This window comes from Methylomicrobium agile, from assembly GCF_000733855.1.
GTDB lineage: Bacteria > Pseudomonadota > Gammaproteobacteria > Methylococcales > Methylomonadaceae > Methylomicrobium > Methylomicrobium agile.
Genome location: NZ_JPOJ01000001.1, coordinates 576,438 through 599,313 on the forward strand (window position 1 = coordinate 576,438; position 22,876 = coordinate 599,313).

A 22,876-nucleotide genomic window follows, 5' to 3' on the forward strand; every position below is an offset into this window, starting at 1 on the left:
AAGCGAAAATGCTCTAGTCGTTCGTTAGCCTGCCTCATGGCCGATGAAAAACGGGATCGGCAGCGTATTTCCTGACCGATCGTTCCGGTGGAACATAAGTTGAGCCTGTAAAAATTAGTTCTTTTCCAGGTTCTATCGAGACAGAGACGCACTCATTTGAATGAGATAAACGTCAAAAGGCTTACGATGGCGCAAGCCTGCCCTGTAAAAAAAACGGGACTTGATCGGCCGGCAAAGGCTTACTGAAATAATAGCCCTGGACGGAATGACAGCGTAACTCACGCAAGAATTCGAGCTGCGCTTCCGTTTCCACCCCTTCCGCCACGACTTCGAGCTTCAACTGCTGCGCCATAACGGTAATTGCGGCCACAATCGCTCTGTCGTTGGGATCCGTAGAAATGTCGTTAATAAACGATTTGTCGATTTTGAGCGTATCGAGAGGAAATTGTTTGAGATAGCTGAGCGATGAATAGCCGGTGCCAAAATCGTCGAGCGATAATCGTATGCCTTTCCTTTTTAAGACGTTAAGCAGTTGCATGGCCGTCTCCAACTGATGCATGAGTGTTCCCTCGGTGATTTCCAACTCCAGCAGATCGGGCGGCAAACCGGTTTCTTCCAATGCCTCCTGAATGGCTTCCAACAACGGATGCTGAGGGTGCCGCTGATGCTGAACCTGATGGAATTGACGGCTCGACAAATTGACGGCCACCCGCACAGGCCAGCCCTGTTGCTGCCAACTGCGGGCCTGAGTGCAGGCCGCTTTCAAGACCCAGGCGCTTATCGGCACGATTAAACCGGTTTCCTCGGCGACCGGAATAAAATCATCGGGCGGAATCAGCCCCAATTCCGGATTCATCCAGCGAATCAAGGCTTCCATTCCAATAATCCTGCCCGTATCAATGGCAATCTGAGGCTGGTAATAAAGCACGAACTCACTCTGTTCCAGAGCCCGGCGCAAATGCTTTTCCAGCTTCATATAATTCCGGGCCGAACTGTTCATGGCCGGAGTAAAGTACTGGTAATTGTTTTTCCCCAGTTTCTTTGCGTGATACATGGCCGTATCGGCATCGGCCAAAAGCCCTTCCGTATCCTGGGAATTGACCGGATAGATGCTGATTCCGATACTGACGCCGACAAAAATTTTATGTTGATCGATCATTAAAGGCTCCGCGAACCCTTCCAGAATTTTGTCCGCAACCTTGGCCGCATCCAGGACATCGGAAATGTTGGGCAGCATCACGATGAATTCGTCGCCTCCCAGGCGAGCCGCGGTATCATCCTCGCGCAAACAAGACTTGATCCGCTGCGCCACCTTTTTCAGCAAGCTATCCCCGAACGTATGGCCCTGGGTATCGTTGACCATCTTGAAATTGTCCAGATCCAGGAATAAGACGGCGACACTGCCGTTATTGCGGTGTGCATGCAAAATGGCCTGTTTTATTCTGTCCATGAACAACACCCGATTGGGAAGATCGGTCAGGATATCGTAATGCGCAATATAATCGAGCCGCTGCTGCGTCCGCTTGAGTTCTTCCATTTCACGCGCATTATCCAGAACCAACGATAGCGAATGAGCGAAACTGAAAGCGATTTCTTCGTCTCTCTCGCTGAAGGCGCGGCCGTCAGTCCTGTCGCTCAGGTAGAGCCGGCCATACACGTGCCCCCGCTGTGCAATGGGCACCGCCAATAACGATTTCATCGGGGGATGGTGCGCCGGAAAGCCGATGCGGCGCGGATCGAGAGCCATATCCTCCAAACGCACCGAGATGTTTTCCCGTATCACGATGCCGAGCAGCCCTTTTCCTTCCGGCAACCGGCCGATAGCCCGCGCCTGCTCGGCACTGATGCCCGTATAAATGAAATGCCTGAGCTGCCCGGAATCATCCAAAATCCCAATGGCGCCATAGCGGCATTCCAGAAGAGAGGCGAGCGCTTCGATACCCGTCTGCAACAAACCGCTCTCGACCGATGAATGGGCCAGCACGCTCAACAAACGGCGCGAAGCCTCATGGAGCTCGGCCAATTTCTCCGCCCAGCAAAGCGTTTGCCGGTGCTCGATCTCCAGCATTTCCTTCAATTGCCGAGATTCGGACAACAACTCCTGCTCTCTCCGCAAAAGCATTTCTTGAATACTTTGCCTGGTCACAGCCCCGATAAATCGCTGCAGTTCAAGAACCGCCAGCGCATCTACCTCGTGCCGTTCCATGAATTCAAGCGCGTAGAGCACATCCTTGTTCGGCGGGATCGACAATAGCGCTCTGTGTCCGACCAGGTCGGCAAAAATCCATTCGGGATGTTGCAAAACATCCTGCCCGGTAGCCAAACCGCAAAAATTTCCCTCGTCGATGCATTCCCTAAAAACGGCAAATAAAGGTTGGCCTGTCATTCGTTTGTGCCCGGGGCGCTCTTCTTCCAGTACACGAACCACGCAAGGGCTCAAACAATCGCCGACAGTTAACGGTTTCATTAATGATCGGACGACAAAAAGACGTTGACGTCAACAACCGCATGCAACACTTCATCCGGTCCCATCATGGGCTTCATCCGGGCCACCACAAAATCAATGAGTTCTTCCCTGGATAAACGGCGCAATATCGGTTGGCGCACCAGAATATCCGAAATCACCTCGTCATCCAGCTCGATATGTTCGAAAGGCGTCTTGACCAGTAATTCGATGGCTCTCCGCATGGCGATGCAACCGATCGGCGAGTTTCTGCCTAAAACCAGCATATCTTTTAAAGGAGGAATGGCGTATTCACCGACGTGGACCGAAATGCGTACTCTTCTATCGTTAGTTGCCATGCGACATATCCAGCAAAAAAAGAATCAAAATTTTAATTTTCAATTCCAGGGATTGATTGTGATTGAAGCCGTAAAAGCCTTCTATAACATCTTCGTCTAAATTGGGCCTTATGTTCTGGCATGTAAAAAGCTTTTCGGCTGACCGCTCTATTCTCTCATTTTTTATATGGGTATTGTCAACTCTGATTTATGCGCAATGCGCCTGTTTTTAATGGCTTGGTCGAAGCCGAGAAATTACGCGACATATACGGAATGTCGTCAAATTTCCTTTATTTTAATTTTGATTAATAATGCGACTTTGCTTTACGATTCTTTGAATATCAATTAAATTTAATACTTATTAAAATATTCTTCACTATTTATCGTCTTAAGTATATCTATGGTCCCATTCCTCAAAGATAATTAAAGCGATAGCGATTGGATATAAAATAAATACATCAAATATCCATTCAGCGTGCAGCCCTTCCAATACGAACTAAAAAATATTGAAAATTAAATAGTTATGATCGACCGCGCCGTAAACAGGAGCGAATCCGAAATAATGGTCTTGATACATTTCCCCATAAAGAATTAAAAATTCTGCAATTCCACCTTTCTTTCGTTCGCTCCAGGGTTGACCAATACCTAAGGTTTTTTCCGTTCGATGCGCTTGAGCAATTCAAACAGATCACTGCCGGTCGACAGCTCGTAGGATGTGCTGACCATCGGGAAGCGCATCGTTCACGATCGCCCCTGTGCCAACGCCAGAAGGCATCTCTCGTGAACAATCTCGAACGATGCGATGCGCTTCACTTCGTTCGGCACATCCTACGGCCCTTCAAAGTCATGGCGGATGCCTATCGGCGAATCCGCCACCGGGTTATGGTAAAAACGTGTCGACGTCCACGCCATCCAGACCAACCTCGGATAATGGCACGTCCATCACTTCGGCCTGGGTTTTAACTACATCGATGATGTCGTAATAGGCATACAACACCCCTTGATCGCCTTTATGCTTCGCGCGCCGAGCGGCTTCTACCGCAGTCTTGACAACCTCCTGCAACAGTATTTGATAGTCGATTTGTTCGCTCATTTTTTCTATCCTTCAAAATACCCTCGATGATGGCTTTATACGCCGCGTTGCGCACAATATCCTTTGGCCATTTGTTTTTCACGCATAGCAAGTAGGGTAAACGAAGTCCTGTAGTCAGGCCGGGCAACCGTTTTATCGTTGCCCGACACCCATGTGGCGATCATGCTTTGGAATATTGCGCGGGTCTGAAATCCCGTCATCTTTTCAAGGCATTGTAAATGTCGGGCGCCAAAAGCGAGTGTCCGACCTACACGACTGACGACATTCGTCCTACGCGCTGCCATCCGATTTTTAAAATAACCCATTTTGGGATAACCCGCAATAGGTTATTAGTCTGGGCGCATGCCCAGTTCACTACACAATGTCGATTACCAGATTTTCAGGAGTCTGCTTGTTCAGGCCAGGGTTGCTTCGGGTTTGACGCAGATGCAAATCGCGGAAAAGCTGGGGAAACCGCAGAGCTACATTTCCAAGTACGAGCGTGGGGAGCGGCGGTTGGATTTTCCCGAATTTATTGAGCTGGCAGACATTCTGGAAATTGACGTGGCGGGTTTTGTTTCAGATTATCGGGCGGCATTGGCACCGATAAAAACTCACAAAGCGCGCCGCATAACGGGAACCTCTAAAAATACCTGATTGAAAGGTAAATAGAGTAGGTCGGGCAACAGCTTCATCGTTGCCCGACATTTAGGCGTAGCGAAGAGGCTGTTCGATGATTCGTAACCATGACTTCATACCGTCATATCGAAAATTTCGGGCACAAAAAGCGTGCCCGACCTGCACGACTGTCGCAGCATCGAGGCTACGGAACTACCTACGAAGCTTGATAATCTCGGCGATCAGACGCAAATCGACGGTGTCTTCCGTTTCTTCGTGGTTTTGCGCCACCAACTGCAAGACCTGCTCGTCGGTCGCGCGCAGCCGCTTTGCTTGCGCCACGTTCAATTCGTCGGCATGGTCGTGCAGCCAGCCGCGCAGCCCGACCAGCAAAAACGTATCGTTGGCATCGGGGTCCCAATATTGAATATAAACCTCATAGATTTTTAAGTTTTTCAATACCTGCGATGCCATAGGGGTTGTTCGTTATCGTAATGATAAAAAAGCATAAAAAAAGCGCCGTTCGGGCGCTTTTTCTAACGGACGGCATTTCGATTACCGCATTCTGCCGATCATTTCTCCAAGTCTGACCGGCAGGCCGGAGGCCAGATCCTCGCGCCATGCGGCGCGGTCCTTGCCGAACAGCACAATAATCGTCGAACCCATGTTGAAACGGCCCATTTCTTCGCCGATCCGCAAAATCGGCGCATCTTCTCCGTAGCGCCAGGCTTGCACGGCGTTGGCGGTCGGCGGCGTCACCACGCCGTGCCAGACCGTTTCGACGCTGGAAACGAAAATCGCGCCGACCAGCACCAAAGCCATCGGCCCGATCTCGGTGTCGAAGATCGCCGCGACGCGCTCGTTGCGCGCGAACAGCCCCGGCACCACGTTCGCTGTGGCGGCATTTACGCTGAACAGGCGCCCCGGAATGTGCGCCATCTCGCGCAGGGTGCCGGTCAACGGCATGTGGAGCCGGTGATAATCCTTCGGCGACAGATAAATGGTCGTAAATACCCCGTCCTGAAACGGCGCCGCCCGTTCCTCGCTGCCGCCGAGCAAGTCCACGGCCGTAAAACTTTTGCCTTTGGCCTGAAAAATCCGGCCGCCGGTGATCGCGCCGGCCTGGCTGACCGCGCCGTCCGCCGGGCAGGCGATCGCATCCGGCGCATCCGGAAACGGCCGGATGCCGGGCTTCAATTCGCGGGTGAAAAAATGGTTGAAACTTTTATAAGCCTCGATATTCGGTTCGAGCGCTTCGTCCATGTTCACGCCGTAATGGCGGATGATCCGGCGGATAAAAAAATTCTTCCAGGCCGCATGTTCCGAATGGGTCAGACGGCTCATCAGCCGCGACAGCGTATGCTGCGGCAGCAGGTATTGCGGCAGCGTGGTCAGCAAGTCTTTGATCATATTACCTTCAGGGCAGGTGGACCGGCTGCGGCGCTTGCCAGTCCGGATTGCGATGCTCGGCGACGACGGTGGTGTAAATGCCGCCGCGGACGTTGAACTCGGCGCGTACGCGCAGGAACTTCGGCTGAATCGCGGCAACGATGTCGTTCAGGATTTGATTGGTCACCGCTTCATGAAAGGCGCCCTGGTCACGGAACGACCAGATATACAATTTCAGCGCTTTCAGCTCGACGCAGGCCGCTGCCGGCACATATTCGAGACGGATCGTCGCAAAATCGGGCTGCCCGGTCTTCGGGCACAAACAGGTGAATTCGGGAATGTCGATACGGATCGTGTAATCCCGGCCGGGCTCGGGGTTTACGAAGGTTTCGAGGTCTTTGCTGGGTTGTGTACTCATTTTTTGTAAAAAGCCAGTGGAATCAATAACTCTTTATTCTACCAGTATCCGAGGCAAAATGGCTGCCCTCGCGATCGCCCGCGCGAAAATCGCTTGAGTGACCGGACAACCGACCCGGTTCACCGACCCGAGGCCAAACGCAAAACCGGCGTCAACGCAGCGTCGAGAATGTCCGCCTGGCCGTACAGGGAACAGGCCCTGTGTAAGTGAACTTTTACCGGGCCGCACTTTCTGAATAAACGTAATCCGGCTTTGGGAAAGGAGAAAATCTCAAGGCACACCTCATACCGGCAAGAGAGTTGCGCTCTTACTTTTTTCCTATAAATTTTCCCAATCGAAAGAGAAGATTGGCTATCCAAAAAGATTAAATTACTATAGGCGGCCCAGGCGCATTATCAAAAACGCATAAATACCGTCGCTTTTCACTTCCTTGGCGGCTTCGGAGGCTGACAATCGGCGAACATGAAAATGGCATGTTTCGTATGGCTTACGTTTTACCCAAACCTGTACCTGTAACACTACGAACGCCGATTCCAAACGAGCTATAGATTTTTGAAAAATTTTCCTTTCCGAAATACGCCCCACGCCGCCAGGTCGAGCACCGACCGGAATTCACGATTCACTTTAAAACAGTCTGCGCGGCGCCTAAGTGCCTCCCGGTCCCGCGCATCCGGATTACCCGATTTTAATAGCCGATCAATGCGATACCTCATAAAAATCAACCTCTGGCTTGCACTCGGCTATTTCATGGGCGGCTATTTCGGCACCTTGCTGTCGATACCGCCCAGCCACGCCAGCCCGGTCTGGCCGGCGGCGGGGATCGCTTTCGCCGGTATGTTCACCTACGGATACAAAGTCGCTCCGGGGCTCCTGGCCGGTTCGTTTGCCGCTCAGACCTTCTCCTTTATCGACGCGGTCTATCCGGGCAACATAAAATTCTCCCTGTCCATCGCCAGTATCGCCAGCGCGGGCTCCGTTCTGCAGGCAGCCCTGGGCGTCTGGCTGACCCGCCGTTATGTGGGTGCCGACAACCCCTTGACCAGAGACCACAGCATCCTGCGCTTCATTGCGCTCGGCGGACCGGCCAGCTGCATGTTGTCCGCCTCGCTCGGCATCGTCACCCTGTTTCTATACAACGCCATCACGCCCGAGGATCTGCCGTTAAGCTGGCTGACCTGGTGGATAGGCGATACGATGGGGGTATTGATTTTCACGCCTTTGCTGCTGAGCTTCATCGGCGTGCTGCGCAACCGCAAAAACATGCGCCTCAATTGGGTCGCCTTGCCATTGGCCATCCTGTCGCTGCTGGTGATCGTGATCCTGCATTTCGGCAAACAGCAGGAACAAAAGCGCATCGGTTCGCTGTTCGACGAACAATGCAGCCTGCTGCACAACGCCCTGCAAAACGAATTCAACCGCTATATCGAGGCCAATCGGAACATCAAGGCATTCTTCGACAGTTCGCTTCCCGTGAATGCCGAAGCCTTCCGGCATCTTACCCAGCCTTTCCTGAAGGACAATCCGGACATCCAGGCGCTGGAGTGGATACCGAGAATTCCGGCGGCTGAGCGGGCCGCCTACGAAGCCCGGATCGGGAAGCCGCTTTACGCCGAAGCGGCCGAAAACCGCCGCCCCCTTCGCCCGGCCCCGGTACGGCAGGAATATTTCCCGATTATCTATGCCGAACCTCTGGCGGGCAACGCCGAAGCCCTGGGGCTGGATATTTCATCCAGGCCGGATACCTACACGGCGATCCAAAAAGCCCGGGATACGGCTCAAACGACCCTCGCCGGCCAGATACGGCTCGTGCGGGATACGTCCCCGCAGCCCGGCGCGGTGATTTACACCCCGGTTTATTTCTCCGATCGTCCGCTTGCCACGCTGCCGGAGCGGCGCGCGGCACTGGCAGGATTTATCGCGAGTGTTTTCCAGGTGCCGCGGAAAATCGGAACCGTTAAAGAACAATTCGCCGATTTACAGCTGCTGTTGAGAATAACCGACAGCGGCAAAGAGCTGCTCAGCGAAACGGCGCTCATGCCGAAGCTGTCGCCGGATTTTCCCAGGCTGGAAAAGTCCCTGCCCCTGCGCGTGGCCGACCGGACCTGGATCGTCACCTACTCCGCGACCCCCGAATTTTACGCCGAACAGCTCAACTGGAATATGTGGTGGCTGATCCTGGGCTGTTTTCTATTTACCGGCCTCACCGGAATCGGTTTGCTGATGCTGACCGGACGCACACTGCAAACCGAAGAGGTAGTCAAAATCCGTACCCGCGAACTCCAGAGAAAAATCAGGGAGCATAAAAACAGCGAGGACAAAATTCAACGCCTGACCCAACTGTATGCCGCCTTGAGCCATTGCAACCAAGCCATCGTGCGCTGTACCTACGCGACCGAACTGTACCGGCAAATCTGCCGTGATTCGGTCGAATTCGGAGGCATGAAAATGGTATGGATAGGCCTGACCGACGCCGAAAAACAACGCGTGGCTCCGGTAGCCTGGGCCGGCGACGGAATCGAGTATCTTCAGGAAATCGATATGGATCTGGCGGAAGGATCGCCGTTCCGCAACGGGCCTTCAGGAACTGCGATACTCGAAGGCCGGCCGGTCTGGTGCCAGGATTTTTCCCACGCCCCCTCCACCCTGCCCTGGCATGAAGTGGCGTCCCGTTACGGATGGGGCTCGAAGGCGGCGCTGCCGATTCACCGTAACGGCGAGGTCGTGGGCGTCTTCTGCCTGTACGCAGGCAAGACGCATGCGTTCGACGAAGACGTGCGCGATCTCCTGCTCAAAATGGCCGGGGACATCAGCTTCGCCCTCGACAATTTCGCAAGGGAAGAGAAACGGACCCAGGCCGAATGCGCGCTGCAGAAAAACGAGCAATTCCTGCGCGCGATCATCGAGACCGAACCGGAATGCGTCAAGGTGGTCGACAAAAACGGCGATCTGCTCGAGATGAACGCCGCAGGATTGAAGATGCTGGAAGCCGATTCTCTGGATCAGGTGCGGCAGCACGAACTGCTCAATTTCATTCTGCCTGAATACCGGGAGGCCTTTACCGCCCTGCACAAACGCGTGATGAAAGGCGAGCAAGGTTCTCTCGAATTCGAAATCACCGGGCTCAAAGGCTCGCGCCGCTGGCTCGAAACCTATGCCGCGCCGCTGCCCGATCACCACAACAACGTCGTGATGCTGCTCGGCGTTACCCACGACATTACCCAGCGCAAACTCGCCGAACAGGCCCTGCAGGAATCGGAAACCCGCCTGATGCTCGCGATCAAGGGCTCCAACGATGCGCCCTGGGATTGGGATCTGGAAAAAAACCGCCTGTACTACTCGCCCCAATGGTGGCACATGCTGGGCTACGAAACGGACGAACTGCAAAGCGACGCCAAACTCTGGCACAGCCTGGTCCATCCGGACGATCTCGATTTCATCCAGAACGATTTACGCAAGGCGCTGCACAGAGGACAAAGCATGCATGCGATCGAATTCCGCCTGCGCCATAAGGACGGCCACTACGTGCCGATCCTGGAACGCAGCTTCATTTCGCGCAACAAGGAAGGCAAGGTCGTGCGCATCTCGGGCACCAACATGGATCTGACCGAACGCCGCCAGGAGCAAAACCTGGAAGAACTTCGCGGATTCATGCTCGAATGCATCACCAGCAGCACGCCCTTGACCGAGATTCTGGAGGCTATCACGCACAAAGTCGAAACCCTGATGCCTGACACTTGCTGTGCGATCTTCCTGCTTGACGATAAAGGACGCAGCCTGAATCCGGCCGCCGCCCCCAGCCTGCCCGATTTCTACAAGAGCGGCATCGACGGACTGCAAATCGGCGACGACACCGGCTGCTGTGGCTATGCGGCCGGCAAGGGCGAAAGCGCGGTGGCCTACGATGTGATGACGGATCCCCGCTGCGCCCGGATCAGAGACCTGCTCGTACGGGCCGGCCTGAAGTCCTGGTGGTCGGAGCCGATACAAGGCCCCGACGGCAAAGTACGGGGCTCCTTTGCGGTTTACCACCGCAAAAAGGCCGTACCGAACGCATACCAGTGTAAACTGATCGAAACCGTGGCCCATTACGCCGCGCTGACGATCGACCGCAAGCGCGCCGAGACGCAGCTCAAGCTGGCCGCCAAAGTGTTCGAACAAAGCCAGGAAGGCTTCATGATCACCGATGCCCGCCGCCGCATCCTGAAAGTCAATCCGGCCTTTACCGCGATTACCGGCTATACCGAGCAGGAAGCGCTCGGTAAAAGCGCCGGTATTTTGGCGTCGGGACGCCACGACCGCGAGTTCTACCGAAACCTCTGGGAAACGATCCGCACCCAGAACTTTTGGCAGGGGGAAATCTGGAACCGGCGTAAGAACGGCGAAGTTTATCCCGAATTATTGAACGTCAGCGTCGCGCGCGACCATTCGGGCAACGTCACCGAATATGTCGGCGTCTTCGCCGATATCACCCAGCTCAAAGCTTCCGAAGCGCAACTCGAATTCCTTGCGCACCACGACACGCTGACCTCGCTCCCGAACCGGCTGCGCCTGTTCTTCCGCCTCGAACACAGCATCGAAACCGCCAAACGCGAAGGCACGCAACTCGCCCTCCTGATGCTCGACCTGGACCGCTTCAAGGACGTCAACGACAGCTTCGGCCATCTGGTCGGCGACCAGCTGCTGCAATTGGTCGCCAACCGGCTGGTCAACCGGGTACGGGACATCGATACGGTGGCCCGGCTGGGCGGGGACGAATTTACGGTGGTGCTGGAAAATATCACGCATCCGGAAGATGCCGCCCGCATCGCCCAGGCGGTCATCAACGACCTCAGCGAGCCCTGGTCGATCCCGAATGCCGGCGAAGTGCTGATCGGCGCCAGCGTCGGGATCAGCCTGTATCCCCAGCACGGGCATACGCCCGAATTACTGCTGCAGCAGGCCGACGCGGCGCTGTATGAAGCGAAGGAAGGCGGCCGCAACCGTTTCGCCTTCTTTTCCAACGAGTTCACCGAAGCCGCGCGCCGGCGCATCGAGATGGAAGCGCGCCTGCGCCGGGCGTTGGTGCAGAACGAACTGCTCGTGTATTACCAACCGCAGATCGACATCGCGACCGGCGAGATCGTCGGCGCCGAAGCGCTGGCCCGCTGGCAGGATCCCGTCGAAGGCATGATTTCGCCGAACCATTTCATTCCGGTCGCCGAACAGACCGGCCTGATTCAGGCGGTCGGCGCCTGGGTGCTAAAAGAAACCTGCCGCCAAGGCAAGGAATGGCTCGATAAGGGCTTCAAACCGATTTCGCTGGCGGTGAACGTTTCGCAGCATCAAATCCGCCAAAGCGACATCAACGTCCTCGTGGCGGAGGTGCTGCGGGAAACCGGGTTTCCAGCCCGCTATCTGGAACTGGAACTGACCGAAAGCGGCCTGATGGAGCGCCAGACCGACGTGATCGAAATTCTGAAGAGCCTGCGCGAGCAAGGCGTGCGCCTGGCGATCGACGACTTCGGCACCGGCTATTCGTCTTTGGCCTATTTGAAGCGCTTTCCGTTGAATGTGCTGAAGATCGACAAGAACTTCATCGACGACATCCCGGATCAGCAGGATGACATGGAAATCGCGTCCACGATCATCGCGATGGGACACATTCTCGGCTTCAAGGTGCTGGCCGAAGGCGTCGAAACGTCGGCGCAGCTTGCCTTCCTGAAAGAAAAAGGCTGCGATCTCTATCAGGGCTTTCTGGTCAGCCATCCGCTGCCGGCTGCGGAATTCGGCGCCCTACTCGCCTCCAGGGAAGTAGCGGATGCCCTGCTCGAAAAATGCCGGCAGGCGGCGGTCAGGTAGCTTCTTCCCGTTCGAAAAATGCCTGCACCTCCGCAATGTCGCGGGTGCGCCGCATCGCCGGCACGCTGTCCAGAAAGATTTGCCCGTAGGAGCGCTTGAGAAGGCGCGGGTCGCAGACCATCAGGACGCCCCGGTCGGTCACGTCGCGGATCAACCGGCCGATGCCCTGCCGGAGCGCGATCACCGCCGCCGGCAACTGGTATTCGAAAAACGGATTGCGCCCCTGCCGCCTCATCGCCTCCATCCGCGCCTTCAACACCGGATCGCCGGGCGAGGCGAACGGCAATTTGTCGATGATCACGCACGACAGCGCTTCGCCGCGCACGTCGATGCCCTCCCAGAAACTGGACGTGCCGAGCAGCACCGCGTTGCCGGCCTGCTTGAACTGTTCCAGCAGCACGCCTTTCGGCCGGGTGCCCTGAATCAAAAGCGGATAGGGAATTTTGTCGGCCAGCAGTTCGGCCGCTTCTTTCAACGCGCGATGGCTGGTAAACAGAAAAAACGCCCGCCCCCGGCTGGCCTGCAGCACCGGCACCACGAAATCGAGGATCGACGCGGTAAAATCCGGACTCTCGGGTTTCGGCAAGCCCTTCGGATGATAAAACAGCGACTGGCTTTCATAGTCGAACGGGCTGTCCCAGCGTGCATTTTCGGCATCGGCGATGCCGAGCCCGTTTGCGAAATGCGTGAAGCGCTGGGCCACGCTCAAGGTCGCCGAGGTAAAAACCCATACCGCCTGGCTCGCTTGCATGAAATGCCTGAATTCGGCGGCGATGTCGAGCGGCGTCCGGCTCAGAGTAACCGTCTTCCGGTGCGTTTCATACCAGCGAATCCACTTGCCGCCGGCCTCTTCGGAAACGGTCTTCAATTGCTGCGCGAGTTCCTCGGCCCGCTTGAAGCACAGTTCCAGTCCTTTGCTCTTCACCGAGGCCAGTTCGAGCTGGTCGGCCAGGTTCTGCAATTGGCTCCGAACATCCGCCAACCCACCCAAAATTTTCGGATTGCTCTCGATCTCCCGCCATTCGCCGCGCTTCAGCTCGATCCCGAACGCCAGGCGCAGGTCCTTGCTGCCGTGTTCGAGCGCTTCGCAGGCGGCGCGCAAGGCCGGCAGGTCGGTGGCGTCCTTGAAATACTCGGCCAGCGCATCGCGCGCCAGATCGTTCAACTGCTTGCTGCCGACGTTGACGCCCAAAAAATCGGACGCGGTAGCGGCCAGCTGATGCGCCTCGTCCACGATGATCACGTCGGCCTTCGGCAGAAGCTCGCCGAAGCCGCCGCCGCGAATCGACCAGTCCGCGCATAAGAGGTGATGATTCACGACCAGAATTTCGGCTTCCTGCGCGGCTTTCCGGGCCTTGACCAGAAAACAGTCGGCATAATGAGGGCAGTCCTGGCCCAGACAATTCTCGACGGTCGAGGTGGCCTGATACCAGACCGGATTCGCCTCGGTCACCTCGGACATTTCGGCGATATCGCCGGTTTTCGTGCGCTTCGCCCAGGACTTGATCTTGCTCAGCGCGTCGGCATCTTCTTTGCTGAATCCGAACGCGGAATTGAGCGAATTCTCCAGCCGGTAAGTGCATAGATAATTGCCGCGGCCTTTCAGCAGCGCGGCCATAAAAGGCGTCTTGATCGCCTTGCGGATCAACGGCAGATCCTTGTTGAACAACTGATCCTGCAGGTTTTTGGTGCCGGTCGAAACGATCACCTTGCTGCCCGACAAAACCGCCGGCGCCAGATACGCAAAAGTCTTGCCGGTACCGGTGCCGGCTTCCGCGATCAGATGCCGCCCGGACCGGATCGTCTCCGCGATCGCCTTCGCCATTTCGATTTGCGGCGCGCGCGGCCGGTAGCCCTTGGTCGCCTTTGCCAAACCGCCTTCGCGGCTGAAAAATAATTCTAATTCGGTCACTCGATTTCAGGAGATCGGGCTGAAGGGTTTGTAAAAAGAAAAAACGGCTTATATTTTAATGCCGAAAAGCCCCGCGGCGAGGCTTTTTTGATCTCGGCCGCCTGTTTGTAAATAACCCCGGTATCCATTCACTATCTTCCCGATATCCTTTTTTGCGGGTATCCCTATTTTTTCGTTAACTATAAACTGTAACTCAATCAAACGATAAGCTGTCGAGATAAGACCATGCCACACCATCCGTCCTTGATGCTATCCGGAAAATAAGCCATGCCCGACCGCCTCCACCTCCTTGGGATCGTTTTTCGACGCGCCCCGGTCGATGCGCCTTCTCCAGCGCGCCGCCCCGATCCGCTCCCGCCGATCGCGGGCCTTCACACGCGCAGGTTTCCCGGAAACCGCCGAAACAGCGGCCGAACACGGACAAGCCCATGCAGATAAACACCATCCTCGTGACCGGCGGTGCCGGCTATATCGGCTCCCATACCTGCGTCGAACTGCTGGAGGCAGGTTATCGGATCGTCGTGATCGACAACTTCCGGAACAGCAAACCTTCGGTATTGAAACGGGTCGAGGAAATTACCGGCAAAACCGTGGTCTGCATCGAGATGGATATTCGCGACAGGCCGGCGATGGAAACGGTGTTTGCCGAACATGCGATCGATGCGGCGATCCATTTCGCCGGACTGAAAGCGGTCGGCGAATCGGTCGCCGATCCGGCGCTCTATTACGATAACAACGTCTCCGGCAGCCTGGCGCTGCTGCAGACGATGGCGAAATTCGGCGTTCACACCGTCGTGTTCAGCTCTTCCGCCACCGTTTACGGCGAACCGCCATCGGTGCCGATCCGGGAGGATTTTCCGCTAGCGCCGATGAATCCCTACGGACGCACTAAACGCATGGTCGAGGACATGCTGCGCGATTTGGCCGTCGCCGACGCACGCTGGCGCATTGCGCTGCTGCGCTATTTCAACCCGGTCGGCGCGCACCCAAGCGGCCTGATCGGCGAGGATCCGGGCGGCATTCCGAACAATCTGATGCCTTATATCGCCCAGGTCGCCGAGGGACGGCGCGAAAAACTCTCGGTATTCGGCAACGATTACGAGACTGTCGACGGCACCGGCGTCAGGGATTACATTCATGTAGCCGATCTGGCGCGGGGACATGTCAAGGCGCTGGAAAAGCTGGCCCGGCAAACCGGCGTGCTGACCTATAACCTGGGTACCGGCCAGGGTTACAGCGTGCTTGAGATGATCGATGCCTTTGAAAAAGCCAGCGGCCGGCCGGTGCCTTATCGGTTTGCGCCGCGGCGTCCCGGCGATGTCGCGATCTGTTACGCCGACCCGGCGCTCGCAGAGCGCGAACTGGGCTGGCGGGCCGACCGCGGCCTCGAACAAATGTGCCGCGACGTCTGGCGGTGGCAATCTTCGGGAAACGACAAAATCCGATGATGACGCCTGTTCTGGCGCTGCTTGCCTCGTACTGTCAAAAACACTCGGTGACGGTCTTGCTGCTGTTGAGACGGCTGTCGCTGCTGCTCGCGTCGATCTTGCTGCTTTTATTCATTTGGGGCGGCCATCGGCCGGAAGCGGCAGGCCTGTTCAAAGCACCCTGGGACAAACTGGCGCACCTGTCCTGGTTTGCGGTACTGGCCGGCCTGCTGGATTTCGGACTGAATTTGCGTATCCGCTTTCCGGTCGTCTTGTTCTGCGCGGGCGTGGGCGTGTGGGATGAGGGAAGGCAATTGACCCTTCCCGGCCGGTCGGCCGATGTGGGCGATTTGATTTTCGACGGCCTGGGGATTTTGATCGGGATTCTGATCGCTCGCCGGATCGGGAAAAAACTCCTGCTCCGCCAATAACCCCCCATTATCCACATAAAGTTTGGTCGACAATAACCTCCCCCGCTCCCGCGCCGAGCACTTACCGTGATACACTCTTTGCCGGCTTGGGTTACACCCCAAAGAGCACAAACCGCTGTAAGGTACCCTACAACTCAAGTTTAGCCCCGGAGTTGCAAAGCTGGCTTTGCAAATGACGGAACAGAGAGACAAAGCCAGCCTTGTAACTTCATTAAGGATCTGGTGGAAAATAACCTCCCGAATGCTGAGAGTTACGGAAAGCAGAATATTCACTCCCCTCTTTGAAAAAGACGACTGCAGGGATGCAGGAGATAGGGCAACGCAGGGAGCGGTTGCCGAGGGGCCGGGGGAGATTTACCAAACAAATCCCCCTCGATCCCCCTTTTTCAAAGGGGGAGGTGTGTTTGACGAAGTCCTAAGCAACCTGATCCCGGCTTGCCTTAAACACATTGCCCCCTACCCAAGTCATTTATTTTCCGAATCGACTCGATGAATTGGTTAAAACGCGCACGCCTCTGCCGTATTCTGCGCCGCCATCCGATCCCGCACTCCCTGTGGCGGGAAACCCTCCGCAATTGCGCTCCGCTGCGCGAATTGACCGCAGTCGAAAAAGCGCGCCTGCGCGAGTTGGCGACTTTGTTCCTTTACGAAAAAGAGTTCAGCGGGGTTCAAGGACTGGCGCTTACCGATGCGATGCGCCTCCGGATTGCGGCGCTCGCCTGCCTGCCGGTGCTGGGGCTCGGATTCGGCTGTTTGGCGGGCTGGCGGGAAGTGATCGTTTATCCGGCCGATTTCCGGGTCAGGCATGAGGAAACGGACGAGGCGGGCGTCGTCCATCCTCAGGAACTGCATCTATGCGGGGAATCCTGGTCGCATGGGCCGTTGATCCTTTCCTGGGACGAGATCGAGCAGGAACTCGAAGAGCCTGAAGCCGGGCGCAATGTCGTCATCCATGAGATTGCCCACAAGCTCGACATGCTGAACGGGCCGGCCGACGGCTATCCGCCCCTGCATTACCGGATGCCGGTCGCGCCGTGGTCCGCGGCGTTCAGCGCGGCCTACGCACAGTTCGTCCGGCGGGTCGATCATGGACGCCGCACCTTGATCGACCCTTACGCGGCCGACAGCCCGGCCGAATTCTTCGCCGTGGTCAGCGAGTATTTTTTCTGCGCGCCGGAAATCCTGCAGACGGAATTTGCGGCCGTTTACGAGCAGTTGAGCCTCTATTACCGGCAAAATCCCTTACTGCGAAAAGAGCGGACCGGCCAATAAAAAGATTCCCCGGCCCAAAGCGAATACCGGCCTTTTACTTGACATCCGCCAGATTGCCCTTGGTTTCGAGCCAGATTTTCCGCTCCGGCGCGCGTTTCTTGGCCAACAGCAGATCGAACTGGCCGCCGGTACCGTCGCCGTCGGCGACCGTCAATTGCACGAGCCGGCGCGTATCCGGATTCATCGTGGTTTCGCGGAGCTGCGACGGATTCATTTCACCGAGGCCTTTGAATCGCTGCACGTTGATCTGGCCTTTCAACTTTTCGGCCTTGATCCGGTCCAGCACGCCCTGGCGTTCGGATTCGTCCAGCGCATAGAACACCCGCTTGCCGACATCGATCCGGTACAAAGGCGGCATCGCGACGAACACATGCCCTGCCCTGACCAGCGCATTGAAGTGCTGGAAAAACAGCGCACTGATCAAAGTTGCGATATGGTTGCCGTCGGAATCCGCATCGGCCAGGATGCAGACCTTGCCGTAGCGCAGGTTGGCCAAATCGTTCGAGCCCGGCTCGATGCCCAGCGCAACCGCGATGTCGTGCACTTCCTGCGAAGCCATCACTAGGTTCGAATCGACTTCCCAGGTATTCAGGATCTTGCCGCGCAGCGGCATGATCGCCTGAAAGTCGCGGTCCCGCGCCTGCTTGGCCGAACCGCCGGCCGAATCGCCTTCGACCAGGAACAGTTCGGTCCGGCCGATGTCCTGCGCGGAGCAGTCGGCCAGTTTGCCCGGCAAGGCCGGACCTTGCGTGATTTTTTTCCGGATGATTTTCTTGCTGGCGCGAAGGCGCTTTTGCGCGCTGGCGATGATCACTTCGGCGATTTTCTCGCCCTCGGCCGGATGCTGGTTCAGCCACAGGCTGAAGCTGTCCTTGGCGACGCCGGAGACGAACGCGACGCATTCGCGCGAACTGAGCCGCTCCTTCGTCTGGCCGGAAAACTGCGGATCCTCCAGCTTGACCGAGAGCACGAAATGGCAGTTTTCCCAGACATCCTCCGGAGCGACCTTGACACCGCGCGGCAGGATGTTCCGGATATCGCAGAACTCGCGCATCGCTTCGGTCAGGCCGGCCCGAAGCCCGTTCACGTGCGTGCCGCCCTGGGCGGTGGGCACTAGGTTCACATAGCTTTCGGCGAGTATTTCCCCGGGATTTTCCAATGCCCAGACGATGCCCCATTCGACCGCTTCGTGGTCGGCCGCCATGCCGCCCATGAACGGCTGCTCCGGCAGGAAATCGATATCGCCGATCCGGTCGAGCAGGTAGTCTTTCAGGCCATGCTCGTAACGCCAGACGATTTCTTCTTCCGGGTGCTCGACCTTCAGGCTGACTTTCAGTCCCGGACACAGGACCGCCTTTGCGCGCAAGTTTTGTTTCAGCCGGGTGACCGAAACCTTGCTCGAATCGAAATATTTTTCGTTGGGCAGAAAGGTGACCGTCGTGCCGGTGTTATTCCGGCCCACCGTGCCGGTTTCGGTCAAATCGCTCGTCTTTTCGCCGTCGGCGAATGCCATTCGGTAGACCTTGCCGCCCCGCTTGACTTCGACTTCGAGCCAGGCGGACAGCGCGTTCACGACCGAAACGCCGACGCCGTGCAGACCGCCCGAGAACTGGTAATTCTTGTTCGAAAACTTGCCGCCGGCGTGCAGTTGCGTCAGAATCACCTCGACGCCGGGAATGCCCTGCTCCGGATGGATGTCGACCGGCATGCCGCGGCCGTTGTCGCTGACCCGCACCGATCCGTCCTTGTACAGGATCACCTCGATCGTATCCGCGTGGCCGGCCAGCGCTTCGTCCACACTGTTGTCGACAACTTCCTGGACCAAGTGATTCGGGCGCGTCGTATCGGTATACATGCCGGGGCGTTTGCGCACCGGCTCCAGGCCGCTCAAGACCTCGATGGCCGCGGCATTATATTCGTTGCTCATGATGATTTCAGTTCAAAATCCGGGATTCTCGTTTCGCCGGAAACGGGACAGTCACTGGGAAATTCAGAGCGATTCCCATGCAAAAAAACAGGCCGCCTGCCCCCGGTACTGCCGGCCGGCATCGATCAAGTTCCAGACCGCACCGTCATGGACTTCAAAACGCTTGCCGGTTTTCGAAGCCCGGACGCCCTGCAAGGGATAGACGAAGCCGTGCGCCTTGACCGAGGTGAGCAATTTTTCGCGTTCGGCCCATTCGGCCTGCGCGGCCGAAAAGCGGGACGGCATGCGGGTAAATTCCTCCCAGCTCATCTCGAAAAGCGCCAACGCCTGCAGATTGGCGTAATTGAAGACCGGGTCCGGCGCGGTATCGTGCGATATCACCGCAATCGGCGCACGAAACAAAGTCTCGGCAGAATTCGGGTCGGCGGAAATGCCGGGAATCAGCTCCCTGCCGAGCAGGAGCTGGTAGCTCTGGATGATCAGACCGGCATGGCTGGCCTGATAGCAGTTTTCTTCGGAAGGATAATCCATTATTTCTTTAGCCTATTCACTGATATGCGCCCAACAAACTTGATATTGTAGGGCCCCGGTCCGGCAACAATCAAGGGGAATCCGGAAGCCGTCTGCCTCTCTTTTCGCGCGGCATCGGCGTCAAGGCTTGGCCGAAGCGGATAAATTCTGGTCCTGGCCGCCGGCAGCCGGTCTATTCGCGTTGATCGAGTGCAAACGGTCGCGCGAATAATCTTGCGAAATAATCAGCAGCGAGACTCTTCGGTTTTTGAAACGGCCCGCCTCGATGTTATTGTCCGCGACCGGATGAAACTCGCTATAACCTATGGCCGACAGGCGAGGCGGATTGATGCCGTTTTTGATGAGCTCCCTGACGACGGTCGTGGCTCTGGCCGACGACAATTCCCAGTTTGACGGAAACTTGGACGTACCGATCGGCAGATTATCGGTATGCCCTTCGACCTGAATCTGATTCGGCAGCGGCTTCAGAATTTCCGCGACTTTTTTGAGTACCGGCAGCGAGTTTGCCGACAAGTCCGCCGAGCCGCTCAAAAACAGCAATTCGCTGTTCATCTGCAGCTCTATCCAGGAGTTGCCCTTGCTGACAGCAACCAATTGATCCTTGATCTGTTCGCCCAACTGTTGCGTCAATTGATCGGAGGCTTGCTGCAATTGCCTGCTATCGGCCACCCACTCTTCGTCGAGTGCGATCGGACTCACATGATCGACTCTTTCCCTTAACGCTTCTTCCAATATGATGACCTGATGTTTTTTTTCCAGAAAAGCCGTCCTTATGGATTGGGAAACCGCCTGATACTGGCTTTCGTTGCTTGCCGAAAGCGCATACATGACCACGAAGAATGCGAACAGAAGCGTCACAAAATCGGCATAGGACACCAGCCAGCGATCGTGATGGATGGCTTCGTTCGCCCTATTCTTACGTTTCTTTCTCATAAACTACTGCTATCACTCTCGAACTCAAACAGGTAAGCGCTTAATTTCAGTTTGATATTACGCGGATTTTCGCCTTGCGAAATCGCAATCAACCCGGCCGCAATCATTTCTCTTGCCTGGGAAGAGGCATAGACATACGTTTTGATTTTGTTTGCCATCGGCAAAAAAAACAGATTGGCGGAACCGACGCCATACACCGTAGCCACAAACGCGGTCGCGATGCCTGCACCCAGCATCTTCGGATCGGACAGATTTTCCAAAACATGAATCAGCCCCATCACGGCCGCCAACATGCCGATGGTAGGGGCATACCCGCCCATTGCCTCCAGCATTTTCGCCGCCTGCAGATCGATATCCTCCCGGCTGTCGATATCCAGTTCCAAAATATTGCGGATACTTTCCGGCTCGTTGCCGTCGACCAGCAACTGCAGGCCCTTTTTGATAAACGGATCGGGCTCGGACTCTATCTCGTCCTCCAATCCCAGCAGCCCCAGCTTACGCGCCGAATGGCTCCACTCGACGATCTTGTCGATCTCGACCGAAAGATTCTTTTTCTTCGGAAAAAACACCCACAAACACAACCTCAGGCTGCGAATGAAGATGAGGGGCGGAAACTGCAATAACGTCGCACCGAGCGTACCGCCGAACACGATAATAAAAGCCGGCCCGTTAACTAGCGAACCGAGACTGGCGCCCTCCAAGAAATTACCGAATAACAGCGCACTGATACCGATCAGCAGGCCGATGACGCTTAAAATATCCATGATGGTTGCTTTATTCGCTCAATTTCGCAATTTATATCGCTCGCCCGTGGTAAAGGCCGCGCCTTTTCGGTCATTTATCGCTACTATACAACAGATGAACAAGCCCTAGCCATCAACCCGATCCGAAATCCCTTTTCTACGAACGGGCCCTCCACGCACGCATGAATCAGAGTATAGCCAAGTTCAACCGGCGCGCTGTAGACGCCACCGGCTAAAGACGATATAACGGGGACGGCAGCGCAGAAAATTTTCCCTGAATCAAAAGGAGCATTTCAGTATGCAATACTGGCTGATGAAGTCCGAACCCGATACTTTCAGCATCGACGATCTCTACCGAAAGCCGGACGGTACGGAACACTGGGACGGCGTACGCAATTACCAGGCGCGGAACATGATGCGCGACCGGATGAAGCTGGGCGATCGGGTTTTCTTTTACCATTCGAACTGCCCCGAGCCCGGCATCGTGGGCATCATGGAAATAGCCCGGGAAGGCTATCCCGATTTCAAGGCCTTCGATCCGGGCGATCCGCATTTCGATCCTAAAAGCACGCCGGACCATCCGCGCTGGTTCATGGTCGACGTCAGATACGTCAGGCATCTGCCGCGCACGATCACGCTGAAAGAACTGAAAGAGCGCCCCGAACTCGCCGATCTCGCCCTGGTCAGGCGCGGCAACCGATTGTCGATCATGCCGGTGACGAAGGAACAGTGGGATTTCGTCCTGTCGCTTCTGTAAACAGTGTATCCCAAACCCGCCGCCGTTTTAAAAAATCGGCTGAACAATGCCGGTTTATGCGGTATGATCACGCAATTTAAGCCACTTACATCAAGCACAACAGGAAACTTATGACTCAAGACGAATTAAAACAAAAAGTCGCCGCGGCCGCCTTGGATTATGTGAAGGACATTCCGCTGATCGGCGTCGGCACCGGTTCGACGGTCAATTATTTCATCGAGATGCTGGCCGACTATAAAAGCACGATCGAAGGCGCGGTTTCCAGTTCCGTCGGCACCAGCGAGCGGCTGAAGAAAGTCGGCATTCCGGTGCTCGACCTGAACGAAGTCGGCACGCTGGACATTTACATCGACGGTGCCGACGAAATCAACCCGCGCAAACAGTTGATCAAAGGCGGCGGCGGCGCGCTGACCCGCGAAAAAATCATCGCCGCGGCCAGCAAGAAATTCGTCTGCATCGCCGACGGTTCCAAATGCGTCGACGTGCTGGGCAAGTTCCCGCTGCCGATCGAAGTAATTCCGATGGCCAGAAGCTACGTCGCCCGCGAAATGGTCAAGATGGGCGGCCAGCCGGTCTGGCGCGAAAATTTCGTGACCGACAACCACAACCATATCCTGGACGTGCACAACCTGGACATTCTGGACCCGATCGAGCTGGAAAAAACCATCAACGACATCACCGGCGTGGTCTGCGTCGGCTTGTTCGCGATGCGTCCGGCCGACGTCATTCTGGTCAGCCAGGGCGACGAGATCAAGAGCTGGTAAGGCCGCAAGCCGGCCTTCGGCTTTTCAGGTTCTACAGCCTCAAAAAAGCCGCACCTGCTTCGG

18 protein-coding genes are annotated in these 22,876 nt (G+C 56.2%); 7 read left to right on the top strand and 11 right to left on the bottom strand.

Annotated elements, in window-relative coordinates:
* Positions 1-181 precede the first annotated feature (181 nt).
* From CC94_RS0102695 to CC94_RS0102720, 3 genes are all read right to left on the bottom strand, one after another.
* Positions 182-2,467 carry an EAL domain-containing protein gene (locus tag CC94_RS0102695; protein ID WP_031429709.1) on the bottom strand — a complete coding sequence of 762 codons (2,286 nt, stop codon included), beginning with the start codon at positions 2,465-2,467 and terminating at the stop codon, positions 182-184.
* A complete protein-coding gene (locus CC94_RS0102700; protein WP_005373730.1) occupies positions 2,467-2,802 on the bottom strand; it encodes a hypothetical protein in 336 nt (111 codons plus the stop codon). Before CC94_RS0102700 ends, CC94_RS0102695 begins: the two co-directional genes overlap by 1 nt.
* Before the next feature lie 859 nt (positions 2,803-3,661).
* Complete coding sequence (locus CC94_RS0102720; RefSeq protein WP_031429711.1) at positions 3,662-3,874, bottom strand: hypothetical protein; 213 nt, start codon at positions 3,872-3,874, stop codon at positions 3,662-3,664.
* Positions 3,875-4,216: 342 nt separating this feature from the next.
* On the opposite strand from CC94_RS0102720, the gene CC94_RS0102725 reads away from it, so the two are divergent.
* On the top strand, positions 4,217-4,510 hold the full coding sequence (locus CC94_RS0102725; RefSeq protein WP_084675282.1) for a helix-turn-helix domain-containing protein: 294 nt from the start codon (positions 4,217-4,219) through the stop codon (positions 4,508-4,510).
* A 174-nt stretch (positions 4,511-4,684) separates the two neighbouring features.
* Here the strand turns inward: CC94_RS0102725 and CC94_RS0102730 are convergent, their stop codons facing one another.
* The 3 genes from CC94_RS0102730 to queF all read right to left on the bottom strand — a co-directional run bounded on the left by CC94_RS0102730 (position 4,685) and on the right by queF (position 6,278).
* Positions 4,685-4,945, bottom strand: coding sequence for a hypothetical protein (locus CC94_RS0102730; RefSeq protein WP_031429715.1), 261 nt, complete (start codon positions 4,943-4,945; stop codon positions 4,685-4,687).
* 81 nt (positions 4,946-5,026) lie between these two features.
* Positions 5,027-5,881: an archaetidylserine decarboxylase gene (asd, locus tag CC94_RS0102735; RefSeq protein ID WP_031429717.1), complete on the bottom strand. Its 855-nt coding sequence runs from the start codon at positions 5,879-5,881 to the stop codon at positions 5,027-5,029.
* A gap of 7 nt (positions 5,882-5,888) precedes the next feature.
* Entirely contained in the window at positions 5,889-6,278 is a 390-nt protein-coding gene (gene queF, locus CC94_RS0102740) for a preQ(1) synthase (RefSeq protein ID WP_031429718.1), read from the bottom strand.
* Positions 6,279-6,977: 699 nt separating this feature from the next.
* On the opposite strand from queF, the gene CC94_RS0102745 reads away from it, so the two are divergent.
* Positions 6,978-12,116 (top strand): EAL domain-containing protein, encoded by a 5,139-nt coding sequence (locus CC94_RS0102745; protein ID WP_031429721.1) that lies wholly within the window; start codon positions 6,978-6,980, stop codon positions 12,114-12,116.
* Here the strand turns inward: CC94_RS0102745 and yoaA are convergent.
* Complete coding sequence (gene yoaA / locus CC94_RS0102750; RefSeq protein ID WP_005373742.1) at positions 12,109-14,028, bottom strand: DNA repair helicase YoaA; 1,920 nt, start codon at positions 14,026-14,028, stop codon at positions 12,109-12,111. The genes CC94_RS0102745 and yoaA overlap by 8 nt on opposite strands.
* 428 nt (positions 14,029-14,456) lie before the next feature.
* Here yoaA and galE point away from each other — a divergent pair, with 428 nt between their 5' ends.
* The 3 genes from galE to CC94_RS0102775 all read left to right on the top strand — a co-directional run bounded on the left by galE (position 14,457) and on the right by CC94_RS0102775 (position 17,158).
* Positions 14,457-15,476, top strand: a complete 1,020-nt coding sequence (gene galE / locus CC94_RS0102765; RefSeq protein ID WP_031429723.1) for a UDP-glucose 4-epimerase GalE — start codon at positions 14,457-14,459, stop codon at positions 15,474-15,476.
* Positions 15,473-15,886, top strand: coding sequence for a VanZ family protein (locus tag CC94_RS21165; RefSeq protein ID WP_084675283.1), 414 nt, complete (start codon positions 15,473-15,475; stop codon positions 15,884-15,886). Before galE ends, CC94_RS21165 begins: the two co-directional genes overlap by 4 nt.
* Positions 15,887-16,375: 489 nt before the next feature.
* On the top strand, positions 16,376-17,158 hold the full coding sequence (locus CC94_RS0102775; protein ID WP_031429726.1) for a M90 family metallopeptidase: 783 nt from the start codon (positions 16,376-16,378) through the stop codon (positions 17,156-17,158).
* A 34-nt stretch (positions 17,159-17,192) separates the two neighbouring features.
* On the opposite strand, the gene parE is transcribed toward CC94_RS0102775, so the two are convergent.
* The 4 genes from parE to CC94_RS0102795 form a co-directional block, all read right to left on the bottom strand.
* Positions 17,193-19,085, bottom strand: coding sequence for a DNA topoisomerase IV subunit B (parE, locus tag CC94_RS0102780; protein WP_005373750.1), 1,893 nt, complete (start codon positions 19,083-19,085; stop codon positions 17,193-17,195).
* Between the two features lie 63 nt (positions 19,086-19,148).
* Positions 19,149-19,616 (bottom strand): MEKHLA domain-containing protein, encoded by a 468-nt coding sequence (locus CC94_RS0102785; protein WP_005373752.1) that lies wholly within the window; start codon positions 19,614-19,616, stop codon positions 19,149-19,151.
* A gap of 120 nt (positions 19,617-19,736) precedes the next feature.
* A complete protein-coding gene (locus tag CC94_RS0102790; protein ID WP_005373754.1) occupies positions 19,737-20,549 on the bottom strand; it encodes a flagellar motor protein MotB in 813 nt (270 codons plus the stop codon).
* Positions 20,546-21,313, bottom strand: coding sequence for a flagellar motor protein (locus CC94_RS0102795; protein WP_005373755.1), 768 nt, complete (start codon positions 21,311-21,313; stop codon positions 20,546-20,548). The genes CC94_RS0102790 and CC94_RS0102795 overlap by 4 nt, the downstream gene beginning before the upstream one ends.
* Positions 21,314-21,590: 277 nt before the next feature.
* Here CC94_RS0102795 and CC94_RS0102800 point away from each other — a divergent pair, with 277 nt between their 5' ends.
* The gene (locus CC94_RS0102800) at positions 21,591-22,049 is read left to right on the top strand and encodes an EVE domain-containing protein (RefSeq protein WP_005373757.1); all 459 of its coding nucleotides are present in this window, start codon (positions 21,591-21,593) and stop codon (positions 22,047-22,049) included.
* 110 nt (positions 22,050-22,159) lie between these two features.
* The gene (rpiA, locus tag CC94_RS0102805) at positions 22,160-22,813 is read left to right on the top strand and encodes a ribose-5-phosphate isomerase RpiA (RefSeq protein WP_031429729.1); all 654 of its coding nucleotides are present in this window, start codon (positions 22,160-22,162) and stop codon (positions 22,811-22,813) included.
* The last annotated feature ends 63 nt before the right edge of the window (positions 22,814-22,876 follow it).